This window comes from Arthrobacter sp. NPDC057009 (assembly GCF_042673905.1).
Taxonomy (GTDB): Bacteria; Actinomycetota; Actinomycetes; order Actinomycetales; family Micrococcaceae; genus Arthrobacter.
Map to the genome: position 1 here is coordinate 53,959 of NZ_JBHUSB010000011.1, position 22,450 is coordinate 76,408.

At 67.8% G+C, this 22,450-nt stretch carries 18 protein-coding genes; 5 read left to right on the forward strand and 13 right to left on the reverse strand.

The features are described 5' to 3' along the window. Nucleotides 1-83 precede the first annotated feature (83 nt). The 4 genes from ACFTR6_RS13025 to ACFTR6_RS13040 all read right to left on the reverse strand — a co-directional run bounded on the left by ACFTR6_RS13025 (nt 84) and on the right by ACFTR6_RS13040 (nt 4,325). Nucleotides 84-929 (reverse strand): hypothetical protein, encoded by an 846-nt coding sequence (locus ACFTR6_RS13025; RefSeq protein ID WP_377958225.1) that lies wholly within the window; start codon nt 927-929, stop codon nt 84-86. 172 nt (nt 930-1,101) lie between these two features. Next, on the reverse strand, nt 1,102-1,863 hold the full coding sequence (locus ACFTR6_RS13030) for an SDR family oxidoreductase (protein WP_377958226.1): 762 nt from the start codon (nt 1,861-1,863) through the stop codon (nt 1,102-1,104). Nucleotides 1,864-1,908: 45 nt separating this feature from the next. After that, a complete protein-coding gene (locus ACFTR6_RS13035) occupies nt 1,909-2,652 on the reverse strand; it encodes an aspartate/glutamate racemase family protein (protein ID WP_076800389.1) in 744 nt (247 codons plus the stop codon). 104 nt (nt 2,653-2,756) lie between these two features. After that, nucleotides 2,757-4,325: an NCS1 family nucleobase:cation symporter-1 gene (locus ACFTR6_RS13040; protein WP_377958227.1), complete on the reverse strand. Its 1,569-nt coding sequence runs from the start codon at nt 4,323-4,325 to the stop codon at nt 2,757-2,759. A gap of 331 nt (nt 4,326-4,656) precedes the next feature. On the opposite strand from ACFTR6_RS13040, the gene aceE reads away from it, so the two are divergent. Beyond that, the gene (aceE, locus tag ACFTR6_RS13045; protein ID WP_377958228.1) at nt 4,657-7,398 is read left to right on the forward strand and encodes a pyruvate dehydrogenase (acetyl-transferring), homodimeric type; all 2,742 of its coding nucleotides are present in this window, start codon (nt 4,657-4,659) and stop codon (nt 7,396-7,398) included. Nucleotides 7,399-7,482: 84 nt separating this feature from the next. Here the strand turns inward: aceE and ACFTR6_RS13050 are convergent, their stop codons facing one another. Continuing rightward, on the reverse strand, nt 7,483-7,674 hold the full coding sequence (locus ACFTR6_RS13050; protein WP_087872015.1) for a DUF1508 domain-containing protein: 192 nt from the start codon (nt 7,672-7,674) through the stop codon (nt 7,483-7,485). A gap of 184 nt (nt 7,675-7,858) precedes the next feature. Between ACFTR6_RS13050 and nboR the strand changes: the two genes are divergently transcribed. Continuing rightward, on the forward strand, nt 7,859-8,482 hold the full coding sequence (nboR, locus tag ACFTR6_RS13055) for a nicotine blue oxidoreductase (RefSeq protein ID WP_377958229.1): 624 nt from the start codon (nt 7,859-7,861) through the stop codon (nt 8,480-8,482). 5 nt (nt 8,483-8,487) lie between these two features. Here the strand turns inward: nboR and ACFTR6_RS13060 are convergent, their stop codons facing one another. The 7 genes from ACFTR6_RS13060 to ACFTR6_RS13090 form a co-directional block, all read right to left on the reverse strand. Then, nucleotides 8,488-9,126 (reverse strand): uracil-DNA glycosylase, encoded by a 639-nt coding sequence (locus tag ACFTR6_RS13060; protein WP_377958297.1) that lies wholly within the window; start codon nt 9,124-9,126, stop codon nt 8,488-8,490. Then, entirely contained in the window at nt 9,126-10,106 is a 981-nt protein-coding gene (locus ACFTR6_RS13065; RefSeq protein ID WP_377958230.1) for an aldo/keto reductase, read from the reverse strand. Before ACFTR6_RS13065 ends, ACFTR6_RS13060 begins: the two co-directional genes overlap by 1 nt. 58 nt (nt 10,107-10,164) lie before the next feature. Then, nucleotides 10,165-13,083, reverse strand: a complete 2,919-nt coding sequence (locus ACFTR6_RS13070; protein WP_377958231.1) for a molybdopterin-dependent oxidoreductase — start codon at nt 13,081-13,083, stop codon at nt 10,165-10,167. Nucleotides 13,084-13,085: 2 nt separating this feature from the next. Beyond that, complete coding sequence (locus ACFTR6_RS13075) at nt 13,086-14,024, reverse strand: FAD binding domain-containing protein (protein ID WP_377958232.1); 939 nt, start codon at nt 14,022-14,024, stop codon at nt 13,086-13,088. Beyond that, complete coding sequence (locus tag ACFTR6_RS13080) at nt 14,015-15,397, reverse strand: XdhC family protein (protein WP_377958233.1); 1,383 nt, start codon at nt 15,395-15,397, stop codon at nt 14,015-14,017. Before ACFTR6_RS13080 ends, ACFTR6_RS13075 begins: the two co-directional genes overlap by 10 nt. A 200-nt stretch (nt 15,398-15,597) precedes the next feature. Beyond that, the gene (locus ACFTR6_RS13085; protein ID WP_377958234.1) at nt 15,598-17,163 is read right to left on the reverse strand and encodes an NCS2 family permease; all 1,566 of its coding nucleotides are present in this window, start codon (nt 17,161-17,163) and stop codon (nt 15,598-15,600) included. Between the two features lie 6 nt (nt 17,164-17,169). Next, nucleotides 17,170-17,664 (reverse strand): nucleoside deaminase, encoded by a 495-nt coding sequence (locus ACFTR6_RS13090; protein WP_377958235.1) that lies wholly within the window; start codon nt 17,662-17,664, stop codon nt 17,170-17,172. A 402-nt stretch (nt 17,665-18,066) separates the two neighbouring features. On the opposite strand from ACFTR6_RS13090, the gene ACFTR6_RS13095 reads away from it, so the two are divergent. Then, the gene (locus ACFTR6_RS13095; protein WP_377958236.1) at nt 18,067-19,455 is read left to right on the forward strand and encodes an 8-oxoguanine deaminase; all 1,389 of its coding nucleotides are present in this window, start codon (nt 18,067-18,069) and stop codon (nt 19,453-19,455) included. Nucleotides 19,456-19,500: 45 nt separating this feature from the next. Beyond that, a complete protein-coding gene (gene ligD / locus ACFTR6_RS13100) occupies nt 19,501-20,760 on the forward strand; it encodes a non-homologous end-joining DNA ligase (protein ID WP_377958237.1) in 1,260 nt (419 codons plus the stop codon). Between the two features lie 170 nt (nt 20,761-20,930). Here the strand turns inward: ligD and ACFTR6_RS13105 are convergent, their stop codons facing one another. Next, nucleotides 20,931-21,104 carry a hypothetical protein gene (locus ACFTR6_RS13105; protein ID WP_172411654.1) on the reverse strand — a complete coding sequence of 58 codons (174 nt, stop codon included), beginning with the start codon at nt 21,102-21,104 and terminating at the stop codon, nt 20,931-20,933. Nucleotides 21,105-21,479: 375 nt separating this feature from the next. Here ACFTR6_RS13105 and pucL point away from each other — a divergent pair, with 375 nt between their 5' ends. Next, complete coding sequence (pucL, locus tag ACFTR6_RS13110) at nt 21,480-22,388, forward strand: factor-independent urate hydroxylase (protein WP_377958238.1); 909 nt, start codon at nt 21,480-21,482, stop codon at nt 22,386-22,388. Nucleotides 22,389-22,450: the final 62 nt, after the last annotated feature.

The window sequence follows — 22,450 nt, forward strand, 5'->3', positions numbered from 1 at the left end:
GACGCTGTTGATTTTTACCTGCCGCCAGCCCGCGTCGGTCACGCGCTGGTCCCGGTAGGCATCCAGTGCCTGCTGTTCGGGCGTCAGGTGATGGACGCCGTCGTACTCGAGGCACGTCCGGTACCGGGGCAGCCCAAGTCCGTCCAGACCGGCCTGTTCAGGACGTCATCCACACGGCAGTTCGGTGTGAACGCCGGAAGACCGGCGTCGTCCAGCAGCAGGCGGAGCTTGCTTTCGGGCGGAGAGTCGACGCCGACGCGCAGCAGGTCAAGCGCAAGCCGCGCCTTCCGCACGCCATGGATGCCATTGGCCCTGTCCACAAACGCGCGCAGTTCGGCAAGCGGCACCATGGCAATCCTCGGCAAACCGAAGAGTCTCGCATGCTCACTGACGATCGCATCGCCGGCCACCACAAGATCGTCGAGGGGCAGGACGGAACCGAGGTCCACCCAGGTCCGGGCGACCGAAGTCAGCCGGAGTCCGTCAATCTCAACAAGATCACCATCGCGGATCTTGAGCCGGTGCCCGGCGATCCCGCGCCGCCGCGGGAGCGGCCCACCGCTGTCCCGGGAAAGGTGCAGGAACCGCCCCGGCTCCCGGAAATGGGGCCCGCTCTTCTTGCCCCACGGCACCGGTTCGACGACGGCGGTCACCGGCCCGCCGTCGTCGGGCCGGAACTCCGCCCACGGTGGCAACGGAACGCCGTGCACTTCCGCAGCCGTAAGCAGCGCAGCGAAGCTGTCCGAATCGAGTGCAGTGTGCGACCGGACAAGCGCCGGCAGGTCCGGGCTGCAGGACTTGGGTACACGGATGCCCCGGCTGGGACGGTGCATGTCTCGGGCGAAGAGCCTGCCGGCGGGGATATCAGCGGCGGCCGCTTCGGTGACGGCGAACGGCCGGCCACTGATGTCCTCTGGGAGCGGTGACAATCTGGTCATGTTCCATTGAGGCACCCCGAGGAGGCCTGCGGGACGTTATCCACAGGCTGACCTTCCCGAAGGGAAGTTTTTGTACAGATATTCGCCGCTGAGGGGCCCTTAAGTTGCGATATCTGGACAAAAACTCGGAAGGAAGGAAGGAAGGAAGGAACGGCAGGTGAGTTCAGCCGCGGCCGACGAAGGGCATTCCGGCGGCTGTGATGACCACCGAGCCCACGCTGGCCGACGGCGGCATCCCCGCCATCATCAGCACCGCCCGGGCCGCGTCCTCCACCGGGAACATCGGCTCCACCTTGCGGCTGCCGTCGGCCTGGAGCGCGCCGGAGCCAACGCCGATGGTGTCCATGATTTCCGTGGCGGTGTTGCCGATGTCGATCTGCCCGCAGGTGATGCCAAACTCGCGGCCGTCCAGCTCGATGCTCTTGGTCAGGCCAGTCATGGCGTGCTTGGTGACGGCATAGGCAACGGTCCGCGGCCGGGGTGAGTGCGCGGAGATGGACCCGTTGTTGATGATCCGGCCGCCCTGCGGCGACTGCGCCTTCATCGCCCGGACAGCGGCCCCGGCGCACAGCACCGAACCGGTCAGGTTCACGGCCACGGTGGCTTCCCAATCGGCAAGGCTGATCTCGTCCACCGATGCCGCCGGGCCAAAGACGCCGGCGTTGTTGAACAGGACGTCCACCCGGCCCCAGCGCCGGAGGACTGCAGCGAAAAGGCGCTCGACGTCGTCGGGCACTGTGACGTCGCACGGCACCGCCAGCGCCTCCGGGTGCCCGTCCGCCGTCTCCAGCAGCTGCGGCTCGCGCCGGCCCGCCAGGGCCACCCGGTAACCGTCCGCCAGCATTTGCCGGGCAACCGCGCGCCCGATGCCGGAACCGGCACCGGTGACGACGGCGACCCGCGCCGGAGTGGATGGAACGGTCATGCTGCTACTCCTGTGCTGTTGAAACCTGCGGCGGCTGCCGGAACCCTACGCGGTGGCTGTGACGCTGTTTGCCGCCAGCGGCCAGCCTATGACGGTCTTGGGCCGCGGGGCGGCGTACGTCCGCACCTTGGACGTGGAAAGCTGCATCCGGACCAGGGACTCGGCGATGGTGACGGCAGCCGCGACGCCGTCCACCACGGGCACTCCGGCGCGCTGCCGGATCTGTTCATCCAGTCCGGCCATGCCGCCGCAGCCCAGGACGATCACCTCGGCCTTGTCCTCCCGGACGGCCAGCAGGGCCTGGCTGATGATCGCCTCGACTGCCCGCTCCGGCTCTTCCTCCAGCTCCAGCACCGCCATGCCACTGGCCCGCACGGAAGCACAGCGGGCGTCGAGCCCTGCCAGCTTGAGCCGGTCCTCGATCAGCGGCACGGCACGGTCCAGGGTGGTGACCACTGAATATTTGTGCCCCAGGAACATGGCCGTGCTGGCCGCCGCTTCGGTGATGTCGACGACGGGCACGTCCAGCAGCTCCTGCAGCCCCTCCCGGCCGTGCTCGCCGTAGCCTGCCTGGATGACGGCGTCGAACGGTTCGGGGTAGTTGACCACCCGGTCCATCACGGCGATCGCGGCCAGGTAGCTCTCAAAGTTGCCTTCGCAGGAGTCGGCGCCGAAGCGGGGCGTGATCCCGACGATCTCGGTTCCGGGCGCCGCGATGCTGCGGGCCTGGGCGGCGATGGAGTCGGTCATGGACTGGGTGGTGTTGACGTTCGCGACGAGTATGCGCATTTGGGTGTCCTCCTCGAAGGGGATTGCCCAACTGACTCGCAGTTGTTGCCGTTCCGGGCGTTCAAAACGACAACTAGTGCGAGTCAGTTGGGGTGGGGTGGGAGTTAGTGGGTGCTGGCGACGGCGATGGCCTCGCCGTCGACGTCCTGGAACCGCTGTTTGCGGTCGGCAATCACGTAGTAGCTCAGTGCTCCGACGCCGGCACCGAAGAACCAGGCGAACGGCGCCGCAGGCTCAAAGGCGGGGACGAACGCGACGAGGATGGCCAGGACAGACGCCGGTACCAGTGCGATGACGGCCCGCGGGTTGACACCCTTCTTGTAGAAGTAGGCTCCGTCCGCGTTCTCGGTGTAGAGCTCGGGGACGTTGACCTTTCCGCGGCGGAGCAGCCAGTAGTCGGCCATGACGACGCCGAACAGCGGGCCGAGCAGTGCGCCGAGGCCGCCCAGGAAGTACACGATCACCAGCGGGTTGTTGTACAGGTTCCACGGCAGGATGACCAGGCCGATGGTGCCGCTCACCCAGGCCGCGCTGCGGAAGTTGAGCCGCTTGGGGAAAAGGTTGGTGAGGGCATAGACCGGGGCGACGAAGTTGGCCATGAGGTTCACTGCTATGGTGAGGATGAGGATCGCGAGGCAGGCCAGGACCAGGAACAGCGTGTTGGGGATGCCTTCGACAATGTCCGACGGCGTTTCGATGACGGTGCCGTTGATCTTGTACTGCCCGCCGGCCAGAATCACCACGATGGCGCCGAAGAGGAGCATGTTGATGGGGATGCCCCAGAAGTTGCCGCGGACGATCGACTTCTTGGAAACGGCGGAGCGGGTGAAATCGCAGAAGTTCAGGACGAACGTTCCGTAGATGGCCACCCAGAGGGCGCCGCCGGCGAAGATGGTGCGCCACATGTCACCGCCCTCAAGCCCGCGGATGCCCGTCCACTGGATGCTGCCGCGTGCCTCGATGAAGACCCAGATCGCCAGCAGAACCATGGTCAGCAGGATGATGGGCCCGGCGAACGCCTCGTACTTGCGGATCATCTCCATGCCGAAGCTGACGATCACCAGCTGCACGATCCACAGCACCACGAAGGAGATCCAGCCGAGCGTGGACAGTCCGAGGATGGAGTTGGTGTCGAGTTCGCGGAGGGAGGGAACCATGGCCACCAGCATGACCCGGAGCACCACCGAGGCCAGGAACGTCTGTATGCCGAACCAGGCCACCGCCACCGCACCGCGGATAAGGCTTGCAAACTGGGCGCCGCGGATGCCGAAGCTGATGCGGCTCATGACGGGAAATGGAACGCCTGTTTTTTGCCCCATGAAGCCGGAGAAGTTGAGCAGGATGAACAGCAGGACGGCGCCGATGGCCAGGGCGGTCAGGATTTGCCAGCCTCCCAGGCCCAGGGAAAAGAGCCCGACGGCGAACGCGTAGTTCCCGAGGCTGTGCACATCGTTCGCCCACAGGGTGAAGATGCTGTAGCCCGTCCAGCGGCGCCCTTGCCGCTTGGTCGGTGCGAGGTCGGCGTTGTAGAGGGTAGGGCTGATGTCGCGGCCTGTGGCTGTGCTGGCTGCATGGCAAAGGGCGTCGGTGGCCTCGGCCTGGTGAACGTGCTGGCCCGACGGCGCTGTCGGGGCGGGAGCCGGTTCGACGCTGACTGGGGGAGTCGTTTGCATCTGGTTCTCCAGTTTCTTTGTTATTCGCGGTGGTGAGCCTGCGGCCTGCTGAGTTGGGGATCAGGCGATTGGTGCTGTTATTCCACATCACGAAATAAACTTGTTGAATGGTGAAATAAGGGTATGACCTGCATCACCCTCGGGTCAAGATGCCCCAGCCCTGGGCCCGCAGTCACAATCCGCAGGAGTGATCGTGCCCGGGCCGATTTCGGAGATCCCTTCCGGTCACGTTTGACCGTGATCCGGCCTGCCAGATAATCTCGAATGGCAAGAATGTTTTCTCACAATACGAAAACATAAGCCCAACATTCAAAGATGAAACGAGGCTGCCGTGGCTGCAGGAGAAGATACCTCCCATATCCTCAGCGGGTTGACTAACCAGCTGCCTGATCGTGATCCGGAAGAGACCGCCGAGTGGGTTGAGTCCCTGGATGCGCTGATCAGGGAACAGGGCACGGAGCGTGCCCAATACATCATGCGCAGTCTCCTGCAGCGTGCCGGCGCGCAAAGCGTCGGGGTTCCGATGGTGACCACCACCGATTACGTGAACACGATCCCGGTGGACCAGGAAGCGCAGTTCCCGGGCAACGAGGAGTACGAGCGCCGGTACCGGGCGTACATGCGCTGGAACGCCGCGGTCATGGTGCACCGGGCACAGCGGCCCGAGATCGGGGTCGGCGGGCACATCTCCACCTACGCGGGGGCCGCGACCCTGTACGAGGTCGGCTTCAACCACTTCTTCCGCGGCAAGGACGCCCCCGGCGGCGGGGACCAGGTCTTCTTCCAGGGCCACGCGTCCCCGGGCATGTACGCCCGGGCGTTCATGGAAGGCCGCCTCTCCGAGGAGGACCTGGACGGGTTCCGGCAGGAAAAGTCCAAGGAAGGCCACGCCCTTTCCTCCTACCCGCACCCGCGGCTGATGCCGAACTTCTGGGAATTCCCGACCGTGTCGATGGGCATCGGCCCGATGAACGCGATCTACCAGGCCCAGAACAACCGCTACCTGCACAACCGGGGCCTGAAAGACACCTCCGACCAGCAGGTCTGGGCGTTCCTGGGCGACGGCGAAATGGACGAGCCCGAATCCCGCGGCCTGCTCCAGCTCGCCGCGAACGAGAACCTGGACAACCTGAACTTCGTGATCAACTGCAACCTCCAGCGCCTGGACGGGCCGGTGCGCGGCAACGGCAAGATCATGCAGGAACTCGAGGCGTTCTTCCGCGGCGCCGGCTGGAACGTGATCAAGGTCGTCTGGGGCCGGGAATGGGATGACCTGCTCACCCGCGACACCGACGGGTCGCTGGTGAAGATCATGAACGAAACCCCCGACGGGGACTACCAGACCTACAAGGCCGAATCCGGCGGGTTCGTCCGCGAACACTTCTTCGGCAAAACCCCGCAGACCAAGGACCTGGTCGCGGACCTGACCGACGACGAGATCTGGAACCTCAAGCGCGGCGGCCACGACTACCGCAAGGTCTACGCCGCGTACAAGGCAGCCACCGAATTCAAGGGCAAACCCACCGTCATCCTGGCCAAAACGGTCAAGGGCTACGGCCTCGGCCCGCACTTCGAAGGCCGCAACGCCACCCACCAGATGAAAAAACTCACCCTCGACGACCTGAAAGAATTCAGGGATTACCTCCGGATTCCGATTTCCGACGCCCAGCTCGAAGAGGATCCCTACCGTCCTCCGTACTACCACCCCGGCGCGGACGCCCCCGAGATTGCCTATCTCCTGGAGCGGCGGAAGGCCCTGGGAGGCTCCGTCCCCGAGCGCCGTCCCGGACCCGAGGCCGTGGAGCAGCCGGACCCAAAAACGTTCGAGGTCGCCAAGCGCGGTTCGGGCAAGCAGCAGGCCGCCACCACCATGGCGTTCGTCCGCCTGCTCAAGGACCTGCTCCGCGACAAGAAGTTCGGACACCGGATTGTCCCCATCGTGCCGGACGAATCGCGGACCTTCGGCATGGACGCCTTCTTCCCCACGGCGAAGATCTATAACCCGGGCGGCCAGAACTACCTGTCCGTGGACCGGGACCTGGTCCTGGCCTACAAGGAATCCGCCCAGGGCCAGCTGATCCACCCCGGCATCAACGAAGCCGGCGCCGTGGCAGCCTTCACCGCAGCCGGCACCGCCTACGCCACCCACGGCGTGCCCCTGGTCCCGGTCTACGTGTTCTACTCCATGTTCGGCTTCCAGCGCACCGGCGACGCCTTCTGGGCCGCCGCCGACCAGATGACCCGCGGCTTCATCATCGGCGCCACCGCAGGACGGACCACCCTCACCGGCGAAGGACTCCAGCACGCCGACGGACACTCCCCCCTGCTCGCCTCCACCAACCCCGCCGTGGTCACCTACGACCCCGCCTACGGCTACGAAATGGGCCACATCGTCCGCGACGGCCTCGAACGCATGTACGGGCAGGGCTCCACAGACCGTAACCTGATGTATTACCTCACGGTCTACAACGAGCCCATCGTCCAGCCCGCCGAACCGGAGAACCTCGACGTCGAAGGCGTCCTCAAGGGCATCTACAAGCTCGCGGACTCCCCCGCCGAAGGACCCAAGAGCCAGATCCTCGCCTCCGGCGTCTCCGTCCCCTGGGCCCTCGAAGCCCAGCGGATCCTCGCCGAAGACTGGGGCGTCTCCGCCGACGTCTGGTCCGTCACCTCCTGGAACGAACTGCGCCGCGACGGCCTCGCCGCCGAAGAAGAAGCCTTCCTCAACCCCGGCAAGGACACCCGCGACCCCTTCGTCACCCGCCAGCTCGCCGGAGCCCAAGGCCCCGTCGTCGCCGTCTCCGACTACATGAAGGCCGTCCCGGACCAGATCCGCCAGTTCATCCCCAACGAATTCGCCACCCTCGGCGCCGACGGCTTCGGCTTCTCCGACACCCGCGCAGCCGCCCGCCGCTACTTCAAAAACGACACCCACTCCATCGTCGTCAAAACCCTCCAGCTGCTGGCGGCGAGGGGTGTGGTTCAGGAGGGCGCGCCGTCGTACGCCATGGACCGCTACAAGCTCCTGGACGTCACCGCGGGAACCACCGGCGGAGCCGGCGGCGACGCCTGACCTCCCGTGCGCTGAACCGACAGCACAAAAAACGACGGCGGCCCGCACCGGAAGGTGGGGGCCGCCGTCGGGCGTTGTTTTGGGTTACGACAGGGACGCGCGCCGGTCAACGATGAAGCCGGTGGCCGCGCTCTCCCGGACCGCCGTGATCCCTGCTGTGACTGCCTTGATGTTGGAAAAGCTGGGCGAAACTGCAACTACGGTTCCGTCGTCGGCTGTCAGCCTGAACCGGTACTGTCCTGCGCCTGCTGTCTCGATTACGAACTTGCCTGCCATATACGCTCCTTCCGCCCGCTGCACCCTTGCAGCCGGCATTATGACCCCCAATTGCCAACACGACATATCCGACGTTAGCCGTCATTCACTGGACAAGCCACCCCTACTACCGGGTAGCATTTCGCCGCACCGAAAACGGACCACGGTCGGGATGCCCCACAAGGGCATGGCCTAGGGTGATCCCATGACAGCCTCTCCCCCGCCCCGCACCACCGGCATCCTGCTGGCGGCAGGCGCCGGCACCCGGCTGGGCCGGGGGCCCAAGGCACTGCTCCCGTTCCGCGGCCGCACCCTCGTGGAGGTCCTGGCGGACGTGCTGCTCGACGGCGGCTGCCGCGAAGTTGTGGTGGTGCTCGGCGCGGGCGCCGGGGACGTCCGTGCCCGGACCGACCTGGCCCGTCACGTTGTGGTGGAGAACCCGGCGTGGGCCGGCGGAATGGGCAGTTCGTTCCGGCTGGGACTGGAGACCGCGCGCCCGGAAGACCACGTGCTGGTGGCGCTCGTGGACCAGCCGGGGCTGACCGCGGCAACTGTCGCCCGGCTGCTGCGGGCGCACCGGCCGGGCCGGGTCACGGCGGCAGCCTACCGGGATGCGTCCGGGAAACTCCGGCGCGGCCACCCGCTGCTGCTCGATGCAACGCTGCGGGCGGAGGCTGCGGCGTCGGTGGGTGGCGACGCCGGGGCCCGGCATTTCCTGCAGGCCCACCCTGGGCTGGTCGACCTGGTGGACTGCACCCTGCCGCCTGGTTCAGGCCAGTCCGGCGGCGAAGACCTCGATACCCCGGACCAGCTGCACCTGCTCGGCTGACCCTGTTACATCCCCGCCGCGAGAAGGTCCTGCAGTCCCTGCTTGAAACGGGCCCTCCCGCCATGGGCCGGATGCCTGATTTTCGGCACGTCCAGGCCGCTGCGGCGCAGACTGCTGTGCGCGACATTTCCCACGGCCACCACGGTCTCGATGGAAAAGATCCCGGTCAGGCCCTGCCAGAAGGGGGTGCCCAGCGCGGCGTCTGCAGGTGTGGGAGTGCGGTTGGACAGCGGCTTTCCCGGCACATGCGTGTGCCAAGGGCAGGCACTCCACAGCAAAGGGAGGAAGTCGAGCTCTGCCAGGACCTCCCACATCACGGTGGCCGTTGGCTCCGCGGCGACGCCGGCGGCCTCCGGCGGCAGCACGTATCCCGTCCCGGAACCGAAGAGCCCGAATTGGTTGGCCGGCCCCTGGAACATGGTGCGGTTGGTAAAGGGGACACCGGTGATCCGCATGCCGCGGAAGCCCGGCGCCTCCCCCACCAGCAGCACCCTCGGCGCCCGCTCCAGCATGTCCCCGAGGTAGGCCGCGAGGTTGTGCCGGCGCAGGGCGTTGGCGGGAACCGAGTGGTCGAAGAAGTTGTTGCGCGCCGGAGTGGTTTCCACGGCGGCGAGCCGGGAAATGAACTCCTCGACGGAAGCCATCACCAGCGGGAGTGGATTGCCTCGCGGAAGTAGTGGTCGTAGATCCAGCGCACGCCCTCGTCGAACTCCGGGGGCAACACCGTGGCTGCCGCGGCGGCGTTGGCCCTGGCCTGCTCCACGGAACGGGCTCCCGGAATGACCGACGTGACGCCGTCCTGGGCCGCCACCCACGCGATGGCTGCCTGCGCGGTTCCGGATCCCTCCGGCACCAACTGCTCAAACTCGGCCACCGCTTTGAGCCCCAGCTCGAAATCAACGCCGGAGAAGGTTTCGCCGACGTCGAAGGCGTCACCGGCGCGGTTGTAGTTGCGGTGGTCATCCGCGGCGAAGACTGTCTCCTTCGTGTACTTCCCGGACAGCAGCCCGGAGGCGAGCGGAACCCGGGCGATGATGCCCACACCGGCGGACTTCGCGGCGGGGAGCACTTCCTCCAGCGGCTTGAGCCGGAAGGCGTTCAGGATGATCTGCACCGACGCGGTGCCGCTGTGGAGCAGTGCCTCGAGGGCTTCGTCGGTCCGTTCCACGCTGACGCCGTAGTTCTGGATGGCGCCCTCGGCCACCAGGGTGTCCAGGGCGTCATACACCTCGTTGCGGCTGTACACGGCGGTGGGCGGGCAGTGCAGCTGGACCAGGTCCAGCGATTCGGTCCGCATGTTGCGCCGGGACCGGTCCACCCACTCGCGGAAGTTGGCCAGGTTGTAGTTTTCGGGCTGCTGCTCGAGCCGGCGGCCCATCTTCGTGGCCACCGTGATGCCGGTGCCCGGGTTGTCGGCGAGGAATGCTCCGATGGCCTGCTCGCTGCGCCCGTCCCCGTAGACGTCTGCGGTGTCGAAGAAGGTCACGCCGGCCTCCGCGGAGGCGGCGAGGATGGCCTGTGCCTGGGCCGGGTCAACGTTGCCCCAGTCCGCGCCGAGTTGCCAGGTTCCCAGTCCAACGACTGAAACGTTCCGTCCGGTCTTGCCTAAGATGCGCTGTTCCATCCCCCGACTATATGTTGCGAAGCCCACGCGGGGTCACTTCGCGGCCCCCGGCGGGCGTTTATGGGGCGCAAAGTGACTCCGCGTTGCCCCTACCTGCGGGAACACCGGCGGCGGGAGCACCGCCTGCGGGAACGCTGGCGCCAGGAACACTGCCAGCCGGAACGCTGGCAGCAGGAACCAGTCCCGCCTCCTTCAGTCCGAGGTAGATCTTGTCCCGGGCGATCGGCAGCTCGGCGAACCGCACACCGGTGGCATTCCGGATGGCGTTGGCCAGCGCGGGCGCCACGGGATTGAAGGGGCTTTCGCTCATGGACTTGGCACCGAGCGGCCCCATTGCATCATTGGTGTCTGCGAAGTACACCTCGCTGCGCGGCACGTCGGCGAAGGACGGGATGTGGTACTGCCGGAGGATGTCCGTGGTGACCCGGCCGGCGTCGTCCACCCGGACCTCCTCGTAAAGGGCGGCACCCAGGGCCTGGGCGATCCCGCCCTCGATCTGGCCCCGGCACTGCCGCGGATTCACCACCACGCCCGCGTCGGCGGCCTGCACGCTCTGCAGGATCCGCAGCTCACCGGTCCCGGTGTTCACCGCCACCCGGAAGCCGTGGACGTTGAAGGCCACCGAACGGGGCGTGCCGCCCCAGCGGCCCTCGGCCTCGAGTTCGACGCCGGCCTGCCGGGCGGCGTCAAACAGTTCAGTGAGCGGGACGCGGGTTCCCTCGCAGACGACGGCGTCGCCGTCGAGCACGCAGCCGGACGACTGGATCTGCCGGACGCCGGCGGCAAAAGCGCGGATCCGTACCGCCAGCTCCTCGGCGGCGGCGAGCGTGGCCTTGCCGGCCACCACGGTGCCGGCCGAGCCGAACGCACCGGTGTCGTGCTCGATCAGGTCCGTGTCGGACTGCCGGACCGCAACCCGCGCGGCCACCGTGGACAGGGCGGTCGCCGCCAGCTGGGCGTGGACCGTGGTGGTGCCGTTGCCGAATTCGGCGGTTCCGACGTCGGCGGCGTACGTTCCGTCGGCCAGGAGGCGGAGTTTCGAATGGGCGAAGTGGCCCCGCGGCGGCACGGTGTCGATCATGGACAGCGCCGTGCCCTCCCCCGTGACCCAGTCCGGGCCGAGGTCATCGAGTCCGGCCGCCCGGTAGCGTTCGCGGCCGCGTTCCAGCGCGTCCTGCACCAGGCGCGTGCACTGGTCCAGCCCGTAGCTGCCGTAGTGGACGTCCTCCTCCGGCTCCGAATGCGTGGAGAGCATGTCGTCACCCTCGCGGACCATGTTGCGGCGGCGGAACTCCAGCGGGTTCATGCCGATGCCCGCCGCCAGTTCGTCGATCCCCGATTCGATGGCGAAGATCATCTGGCTGAGCCCGTACCCGCGGAACGCGCCCGACGGCACGGTGTTGGTGTAGACGGCGAGCGCGTCCACCTTCTTGTTGTCGCACTTGTAGACGGCCAGGGATTCGCCGCAGCCGTGGAACATGACGCCCGGGGCGTGGTTCCCGTACGCCCCCGTGTTGGTCAGGACATCCAGCTGCAGGGCCGTGAGCCTGCCGTCCTTGCTGGCGCCGGCCTTGAGCTTGATGGTGAACGGATGCCGGGTGGTGCTGGCGGTGAACTGCTCCGTGCGGGTGAACTCGAGCTGCACCGGGCGGCGCAGCTTCAGGGCGGCGAGCGCCGCGATGTCCTCGGTCAGCACCTCCTGCTTTCCGCCGAACCCGCCGCCCACCCGGCCTGCCACCACGTGGACCTGGTCCTCCGGCAGCCCGAACACGCGGCAGAGCGTGCGGCGCACCAGGAACGGCACCTGGCTGGAGGTGCGCACCTGCAGGCGGCCGTCGTCATCCACCGAAGCAATGGCGGCGTGGGTTTCCAGCGCGACGTGCTGGACGCGCTGGGTCCGGTACGTCTGCTCATGGATGAAGTCGGCGGCCGCGAAACCGTCGCTGACACTGCCGAGTTCGGAGTGCAGCTCGGCAACGATGTTCCGTTCCGGCTGGGCGATCCGTGCCTCACCGGCGTCCTTGTCCCCGTGCAGGGCGGGGGCGCCGGGCAGGATCGCGTCCTGTGGGGTGAACACCGCGGGCAGTTCCTCGTACTCGACACGGACCGCACGGACGCCGGCTTCCGCGGCGGCCACCGATTCGGCGACGACGGCGGCCACCCGCTGGCCCCGGAACCTCACCACGGTGTCCAACACCCGCGTGTCGTCGGGGTCGTCGGTGTAGAGCTCGTGCTGGGCGCTGGAAAACAGCTGCCCGGGTGCGTCCTCCGCGGTGAGTACTGCCACCACACCCGGCACCTGCATGGCCGCCGCCGTGTCGATAAACAGCACCCGGGCGTGGGCATGCGGGGAGCGCACAAGCTTCAGGTGCAGCAGGCCGGGCAGCGCCTCGGCCGGGACGTCCAGCGTGTAGCGGGCCTGCCCCGTGACCACCGCGCGGCTGGCCGGGGCAGGGACGTCGTCACCCAGCCGGCCGGGCTCCGGGGCGGGCTGCCCCTCGCCCGCGATTCCCGAGCCCGGTCCTTCAGGGGCCGGGTGGCCTTCGTGCCCGCAGAAGGCATCCGCGATGGCCCGGTACCCGGTGCAGCGGCACAGGTTTCCCTTCAGGTTGCGCGGCAGGTTGTCCTTCTGGGCGTCATCGAACGTGGCCGCGGTCATCACCATGCCCGCCGTACAGAACCCGCACTGGAAGCCCTGGCGGTCCAGGAACTGCTGCTGCACGGGGTGCAGGTCGGCCCCCTCACTGGTGGCCGCGAGGCCTTCGATCGTGGTGACGGCATGACCTTCCGCGCGCACGGCCGGGTAAATGCAGCTGTGCACCGGAGCGCCATCCACATGCACGGTGCAGGCACCGCAGTCACCGCCGTCGCAGCCTTTCTTGACGCCGAAGTTGCCCTGCTCCCGAAGGAACGTGCGGAGGCACTGGCCGGGCCGCGGCTGCGCCTGCACCGGCGCACCGTTGATTTCCATGGCCATGCTCAGGCCCCTCTCTTGGTCTGCTGTGTTGTTTGCGGCGGCCAGAAGTCGCCGGAGACTGTCACCGGCGCTCCGGCGGGCAAGGCGAGTTCCGCCAGGATTTCCCCGGCCAGGCGGTGGGTCATGTCCCGGCGCCAGGCGGGCAGCCCGTGGATGTCGTCGTGGTACAGGCCCTCCGGAATGGCGGACCCGAGTCCGCCGGCCAGCTCCTGCGCTCCGGGCAACTCTTCGAACCGGAGCTGCACGGGCCGCTTGGTGGCGGCGGTGACGGTAAGCGTAAAGCGGCCGCCGCCGTCGAGCCTTCCGATCAGCAGCACCCCCGACCTGCCGAGGTTGCTCAGCGAGAGCCGGCGGAACGCCACCCGGGAGGACAGGGCCGACGCCGGGAGGCTGATGCTGCGGAGCAGCTCGCCGGGTGCCAGGGCATTTTGCCCGTCCCCCGTGATGAAATCGGCCACCGGCAGCTCCCGCCGGGAGCCGCCCGGGCCGAGGAGCGTGGCCGTGCCGTCCAGTCCCGCGCACAGCGAGATCATCGGACCGGCAGGCAGGGACGTGCACAGGTTGCCGCCCACGGTGGACATGTTCCAGACCTTGAAGGACGCCACGAAGGAGTCGCAGCAGGGCCGGACCAGGTCCAGGCCGGGCCAGCTTTGATGAGCGGGCCAGCCGGCTGCCCCGGCGTCTTCGGCGGCCAGCCGTTCCGGGAGCGCGTACAGTTCGGCTACGGTGCAGGTGGCGGCGAGCTCAATGTCGTCTTCCGTGACGGTGACGGGCTGCCAGCCTGCCGAGCCGAGGTCCAGCAGGCGCCGCAGCGGTTCGGGGCCGAAGGCGGTGCTGCCGTAGGAAAAGAGGACGGTGCCGCCCGCCAGCCAGGCGTCGCCGTCGCGCCAGTCGGCGGGGTCGGTGGTGCGGACCACCGCCTCGATGGTGTTCATGTCCATGCGATCTCCTGGGATGCCTGTTCTTCAGTGAATGCCGGGGCTGGGCCGGCTGCCGGTGCGCCGGGTTCCGGGTACGGTCCAGGGGCCGGCGCGCCGCCGTTCCCGGCGGGAAGCGAATGGATGGGCCCGGTGCCGTCCCGCAAGGGAGTGCAGGCGACGGAGCCGGTGCGGGCCGCGATCAGCTCGGCGGTGATGGAGACGGCCACTTCCGCCGGTGTGACCGCACCAAGGTCCAGGCCGATGGGTGAATGCAGCCGTGCCAGCAGCTCCGGGGCAACGCCCGCCTCGAGCAGCCCGTCGATGCGCTGCCGGTGGCTGCGGCGGGAGCCCAGGGCGCCGACGAAGGCGACATCCAGCCCCAGTGCTTCCTGCAGCAGCGGAATGTCGAACTTCGGGTCGTGGGTCAGCACGCAGATGACCGTGCGGGAATCGATCCGCCCGGCGGCTGCTTCCGCGGCGAGGTACCGGTGCGGCCAGTCCCTGGCCACCTCGTCCGCGGCGGCGAAGCGCTCCTGTGCCGCGAAGGCCGGCCGGGCGTCGCACAGCGTGACGCGGTAGCCGAGCAGCTTCGCGGCCGGCACCAGCGCCGCGCCGAAGTCGTTGGCGCCGAACACCAGCAGCCGGGCCTGCGGCAGCCGGCTTTCCACCAGCAGGGTCACTGGCTCCGGAGAGGTAACCCCGCCACAGCGCTGCGGCGGCGCCAGCCGGACCAGCCCCGTCCTGCCGCCGTGCAGCAGCGGTTCGAGCTGGGCCGCGGCCGCCAGCAGCGCTTCCCGCCTGGCCCCAGCGTCCAGGTCCGGAGCGTCGAGCCCCAGCAGCGCAGCGAGCTCGGCGGATCCGGCCACCCGGTAGCTTCCCGGGTCGGGAATCACGACAGCGGAAGGGGACTGTGCGCCCGCATCCGCGCCTTTTCCGACAGCCCCCAATGCGCTGCCGGCAACGAACCCTCCGGCATCCGCCCCGTCCCCCGGGGCGTCGATGCGCCGGATCAGGGCCAGCGGCCGCTCGGGATCACTGGCGGCCATCGTCCGGAGCGCCCCGAGTCCGGCGGCACTGCCATCCAGGGTCTGGATGTGGACTTCCAGCTCACCGCCGCAGGTGAGCCCGACGGCGAACGCGTCCTCAGGACTGTACCCGAACGCCTCAAGGCGGCTGCCGCCGTCGGCCATCACCTCCAGTGCGGAGGCAACCACGGCCCCCTCCACGCAGCCGCCGGAGAGGCTGCCCAGGATCTCGCCCGACTCGGACACCAGCATGGACGTCCCGGGCGGGCGCGGCACCGAGCCGCTGGCGGTGATGATGGTGGCAACGGCACACCGTTCACCGGAGGCGGCCGGGTGCCAGCCGGCCAGGGAAGGCATCAGATCCAGCATGGCAGCACTCCCTCTTCCCGTGTGGTGCCCATATTCTCGTTCCTTAACTTGGTAGTGGAAAGCATTGGGCGCGGATATCGATGCGGATCCGCGCCGGCGACGCGCAAACGGTCCGGCGAGGCGGGAATTCCCGTGTCCGCCGGCCGTTTGCGCGTCGCGGGGCATTTTCCGCGTCGTGCCGTATTTTCCTGGCCGGGTCCTTAGGCCCCGAGCAGCGCCCCGACCGGTCCCCGTGCGAAGTAGATTACGAAGCCCACGGTCACCACCCACATCAGCGGGTGGATCTTCTTCGCCTTCCCGGAGGCCGCGCCGATCACCGCCCAGGTCACGAAGCCCACGCCGATCCCGTTGGCGATCGAGTAGCTCAGCGGCATGGTGACGATGGTCAGGAAGGCCGGCAGGGCCACCGCGAACTTGGTGAACTTGATCTCGCGGATCTGCGCCATCATCATGGCGCCCACCACCACCAGGGCTGCGGCTGCCACCTCGAGCGGCACCACGCTGGTGAGCGGGGTGAGGAACATCGAGCCCAGGAACAGCGCGCCGGTGACCACCGAGGCGAGCCCGGTCCGGGCGCCCTCGCCGATGCCGGCCGCGGAGTCGATGTACACGGTGTTGGAGGAACCCGACGTTGCGCCGCCCGCCACCGCACCGACGCCTTCAACGATGAAGGCGGACTTGAGCCGGGGGAAGGTGCCGTCTTTGTGCGCCACCCCTGCGCTCTTCGCGAGCCCGGTCATGGTGCCCATGGCATCGAAGAAGTTGGTAAACACGAGCGTGAACACCAGCATCGTGGCGGCGAGGCCGCCGATCCGTCCGAAGGCTCCGAACAGGTCGAACTGCCCCACCAGGCTGAGGTCCGGCGCGGAGACCAGGTGGCCCGACAGCACCGGCGTGTTCAGGTGCCAGCCGCCGGGGTTGGTTTCGCTGGCGGGGCCGATGTGCAGCACGGCCTCCACGACCGCGGCGAGCACCGTGGTGGCGACGATGCCGATGAGCAGGCCGCCCTGCACCTTCCGTGCCACGAGGATGCCCATGGTCAGCAGGCCGACGATGAAGACGATGGTGGGCACGGAGGTAATGGAGCCGTTGTCGCCGAGCTGGACGGGCGGTCCGCCGGCGGTGGCCTTGACGAAGCCCGAATCCACGAAGCCGATGAAGGCGATGAACAGGCCGATGCCCACCGTGATGGCAGCCTTCAGCTCCTTGGGCACGGCCCGGAAGATCGCTGTCCGCGCGCCGGTGACACCGAACAGGACAATCAGGATGCCGTTGATGACCACCAGGCCCATGGCCTCGGCCCAGGTGACCTCCTGGATCACCGCCACGGCGAGGAAGGAGTTGATGCCCAGTCCGGCTGCCAGGCCGAACGGCAGGTTCGCGATCAGTCCGAACGCGATGGTCATGACGCCGGCGGTCAGCCCGGTGACCGCGCCCACCTGCGCCGCCGACAGCCAGCCGCCCGCGACGTCCGTCGGAGCGTTGTCCGCGCTGAACCCGCCGAGGATCAGCGGATTGAGGATCACGATGTAGGCCATCGTGAAGAAGGTGACCAGTCCGCCGCGCACCTCGCGGGCCACGGTGGAACCCCGCCGCGTGATGTGGAAGAAGCGGTCCAGGAACGAGTTCGACGCGGGGGGCTTGGGGCTGGTGCCCCGCTGCGCCTTGCCGGCTGTCTGGTGCATTTCGAGTGCCGCTGTCTGCCCTGCACCCTCGAGCGCAGCCTGCTTTTCAGCGGAATTGTCCAGGATTGTCATGTCAGCCACCGGGCCCTAGTAGTCAATCCTGGATTCGAGCGTGTTCCAGGTGTTGAACGGTTCCAGGATGGCCGGGGCGTCCGGGTGGCCCAGCTCGAGCTTGGAGACCGGCATCAGGCTCTGCCGGTCCTCGTTGTCGAAGTACTCGTAGAAGACGGCGTCGTCGAAGCCCACGGAGGCGGCATCGTGCCGGTCGGCGGCGAAGACGACGCGGTCTATGCGTGCCCAGAGCGCGGAGGCGAGGCACATGGGGCATGGCTCGCAGCTGCTGTAGAGGGTGGCCCCGCGGAGATCGAACGTGCCAAGCCCGCTGCATGCGCGGCGGATGGCCGTGACCTCGGCGTGGGCAGTGGGATCGTTGTCGGCCGTGACCCGGTTGACGCCGTCGAACGTCTGACCGTCGGCGGTGACGATCACGGCGCCGAACGGGCCTCCGCTGTTCAGGACGTTGGCGGTGGCCAATTGGATGGCCCTGGCCAGGAATGCCTCGGCCGTGACGGTGGTACTCATGATGCGACTCCCTTTGCTGTGGAAGCCGGTACCCCGCGGACGGAACGGAAAGGACCAGATGCGACGGTTACCAGGCTTCAGCATGTGCTTTTGAAGGTTAAGTTGCGCCTGGTAGATAGCTTCCCGGAGTCCGGGTGCCCGCCTTTGGCAACATCGAGATTAGCACTGGATTGTGGCCCGCGCCATAGTTTTCTGGAAACTTAATTTCGCAATGTGAAATGCGTGTTACGGGCTGCTCACACCCCGCGGTCACAATCCGCCGCCATTGACCGCCCGCCCTGGCCAGCCCTACGCTGGTGCCGACCTGCCGCCCCAACGTCACGTTCTGGGCAGCACGTCCCCTGGATCAGCAGACAGGACCACTGAGCTGGAAAGTATCAGCACGCTCAGACAAGGACCTTCATGACCCAGCCGATTAACCCTTCAGCAAAACTCCCGGCCGACACTTCCCGGCTCTGGATCCGGAACCCGCTGGCGGCCTTCACAGCCAACAGCCTCGACGCCTCGGGCGGCCTGGTGGTGAGCGGCGGCAGAATTGTGGAGGTGCTTGGCGCCGGCCAGACGCCCTCCGCGCCGTGCCACCGGACCTTCGACGCCGGCAACCACGTCCTCTTGCCCGGCCTGATCAACACGCACCACCACTTCTACCAGACGCTCACCCGCGCCTGGGGGCCGGTGGCCAACGCTCCGCTGTTCCCGTGGCTGCAGAACCTCTATCCGGTCTGGGCCAGGCTCACCCCGCAGGATCTTGAACTCGCCGCCACGGTGGCCCTCGCCGAACTGCTGCTCTCCGGCTGCACCACCGCCGCCGACCACCACTACCTCTTCCCGGCCGGGATGGAGGGCGCGGTAGACGTCGAAATCGGCGCCGTCCGGCGCCTGGGCATGCGGGCCACGCTCACCCGGGGATCCATGACTTTGGGAACGGACGACGGCGGCCTGCCGCCGCAGTCGACGGTCCAGGCACCGGAGGTGGTGCTGGCGGACAGCGAACGGCTGATCCGCGAGTACCACGAGCGCGGCGACGGGGCCGTGATCCAGATTGCGCTGGCGCCCTGCTCGCCGTTTTCCGTCACCAAGGAGATCATGGCCGAGAGCGCCGCGCTGGCGGAGCGGCACGACGTCCGGCTGCACACCCACCTCGCTGAAACCCTGGATGAGGAGCAGTTCTGCCTCGAGACGTTCGGGCTGCGCACCGTGGACTACCTGGACAGCGTCGGCTGGCTGACGGACCGGACATGGCTGGGCCACGGCATCCATTTCAGCGATGCTGAAATTGCCCGGCTGGGGGCGGCGGGAACCGCCGTCGCCCACTGCCCGACGTCGAACATGCGCCTCGCGTCAGGCACGGCCCGGGTGCTCGAACTGGAGGAAGCGGGAGTGCCCGTGGGGCTGGGAGTGGACGGATCGGCGTCGAACGATGCGTCCAACATGATTCTCGAGGCGCGGCAGGCACTGTACCTGCAGCGGCTTCGCTACGGGGCCCAGGTTCCGGTGGAGCGGGCGCTCGGCTGGGCTACGCGCGGATCGGCGGCGGTGCTGGGGCGTCCGGACCTTGGCCAACTGGCACCCGGGATGCAGGCCGACCTCGCACTGTTCCGGCTGGACGACCTGCGGTTCTCCGGCAGTCACGACCCTCTTGCCGCCCTGCTGCTGTGCGCCGCCGACCGCGCCGACCGGGTAATGGTGGGCGGCGAGTGGCGGGTTATCGACGGACAGATTCCGGGGCTGGACGTGGCAGGGCTGATCGCGGAGCATTCGGCGGCCGCGCGGCGGCTCGTCAACGGCTGACGCCGAGCCGTTCCGGTGTGGTTGGCCAACTGCTAGCGTGGCGGCATGACTCCGTCGAAGACGCCGGCCGAGATCCTGGACATTGCCGGCCACGAGGTCCGCATCTCGAGTCCGGACAAGGTAGTGTTCCCGGAGCCCGGACTGACGAAGCTCGACTTGGTGCGCTACTACCTGGCCGTCGCCGATGGTGCCCTCCGCGGGGCAGGCGGCCGGCCAATGGTGCTCAAGCGCTTCCCGAAGGGCATCGACGCGGAGCCGTTCTTCCAGAAGCGCGTGCCCGAAAACCACCCCGAGTTCATCGACACGACGACGCTGCGCTATGCGTCGGGGACGTCCGCGGAGGAAGCCGTGATCAGGGATGCTGCGGGCCTGGCGTGGGTGGTGAACCTGGGCTGCCTCGACCTCAACCCGCATCCGGTGCGCGCCGAGGACCTCGACCATCCGGACGAACTGCGGGTGGACCTGGATCCGATGCCGGGGGTCGACTGGTCGCAGATCGTCGACGTTGCCTATGTCGCGCGGGAAGTGCTCGACGACGTGGGTCTCGTCGGGTGGCCGAAGACGAGCGGATCGCGGGGACTCCACATCCTGGTCCGCATCGCGCCGCGGTGGTCGTACCGGGACGTGCGGCTCGCGGCGGAGACCCTCGCCCGGGAAGTCGAGAACCGCGCTCCCGGCCTCGCTACCGCGCGCTGGTGGAAGGAGGAGCGCGGCGAGAGCGTATTCGTGGACTTCAACCAGAACGCGAAGGACCGCACGGTGGCCTCGGCCTACTCGGTGCGGCCGCTGCCGGATGCCCGGGTCTCGACGCCGCTAACGTGGGATGAGGTCCGTTCGGCCCGGCCGGCGCAGTTTACGGTGTCCACCGTGCCGGCACGGTACGCGGAGGCGGGTGACCCGCATGCTGGCATCGACGACGCCGCCGGCACCCTCGACGGGCTGCTCGCGCTGGCCGCCGAGCTTGGGCCCGCCGAGAAAGCCCCGCGCGGGGAGGCCCAGCGCGGGGGCAACGGTTCCGGCCGCCGGCAGTCGGTGATGCCGCTCATCGAGGTGGCCCGCACCAGGACCAAGCCCGAGGCGCTTGCCGCGCTGGACGAGTGGAAGTCCCGGCATGCCGACGTGGTGCCGGCGCTCTCTCCGGCCGACGTGCTGGTCGACGGAATGCGCGGGTCAAGCTCGCTCTGGTACCGGGTGCGGGTGAACCTGCAGCATGTCCCTGAACCGGAGCGCCCGCCGCAGGAAGAGCTGATCGCCGACTACGACCCGTGGGCCGGCAAGGAGTGGCCCGGGCGCCCTGAGTCCTGAGGGTGCACTGACGCGCAGACCGCCCGGGGACACAAATAAATCGTGGCGACACGGAAATGGCCTGGCGACGCGCAAATGGCCTGGCGACACCTGAATTCGGGTGTCGCCAGACCAGCGCGTCTTGCAGCACTTACCGCGTCTTGCAGTACTTAAAGTGTCGCCGTCGCGGGTTACGGGCGCCGGCCAAAGACCGGGAGCGCCCGGAGCCACCGGGACAGGCTGCCGGAGCGCCGGTCGCAGTCCGCCGGGATGTAGAAGTCGGGATCCGTGGCGCCGAACGGCAGGTACAGCTCCTGGCCGGGCGCCGGGAATTCCGCGACGTTGTTCTGATCCTGCGAGTCCATCTGTTCCTCCTCGTTTCTTGCCTTGCCCGCTTGGATTATTTTCGTAAAGCGGAAATTTGTTTTTGATATGTGAAATCTTATGGAGGCGTGGGGCGGTGCGTCAAGAGCTTCCGCCCGAGGAACCTTCCGCCACTCGGTCACAATCGGTTTTTTGAATTTGTGATGTACACCACCGGAAAGCTGCGCTACGCTTGTAGGCAATTCGTGGCGCACGTCACGTAACCTGGGAGCAGCAGGCAGGGTCGTAATGAGCTGGCATCAACTGATGTCGGCTCATTTTTTGTTTGGGTCGACGCCACAGGAAATGCGTGGGAAACACGCACTTAATTTCTATGTGGGACCTTCGTTCCACATACCGGAAGTTGGGAACAGACCATGAGCAACAAGATCGTCCTCGGCCACAACCAGTACGGCAAGGCCGAAGTCCGCGTCGTCAAGATCACCCGCGACACCGACCGCCATGAGATCGAGGACCTGAACGTCACCTCGCAGCTCCGCGGCGACTTCGAAGCCGCCCACCTCGAAGGCGACAACGCCCACGTGGTGGCCACTGACACCCAGAAGAACACCATCTACGCATTCGCCCGGGAAGGGGTCGGCTCCCCCGAGGCCTTCCTGCTCCGCCTCGGCGAGCACTTCACCTCCAGCTTTGACTGGGTTACCGGCGGCCGCTGGGAGGCGGAGTCCTACGCCTGGGAACGCATCCAGGCGCACGGCACCGCACACGACCACTCCTTCGTCCGCAAGGGCCAGGAAGTCCGCACCGCCGTCCTGGTCCGCGACGGCGCCGCCACCCACCTGATCTCCGGACTCAAGGACCTGACCGTCCTGAAGTCCACGCAGTCCGGCTTCGTCGGGTACCCGAAGGACAAGTACACCACCCTGCAGGAGACCACCGACCGCATCCTGGCAACCGACGTCTCGGCCCGCTGGCGCTTCAAATCCGGCACGGACTTCAGCTCGCTGGACTTCAACAAGAGCTACGAGGACGTCAAGAGCCTCCTGCTGGAAGGCTTCACCGAGAAGTACTCCCACGCCCTGCAGCAGACCCTGTTCGACATGGGCGCGAAGGTTCTGGAAGCCCACAGCGAGATCGAGGAAATCAAGTTCTCGATGCCCAACAAGCACCACTTCCTGGTGGACCTCTCGCCGTTCGGGCTCGACAACCCCAACGAGGTCTTCTACGCGGCCGACCGCCCGTACGGACTCATCGAGGCGACCGTCCAGCGCGACGACGCCGAAGCAGCCGACGCCGCCTGGTCAGGCATCGCCGGCTTCTGCTAAGCCCCAGCCGGCGGGGGGCCCGGCCCCCCCCCGGGCCGCGCCCCCCCCCCCCCCCCCCCCCC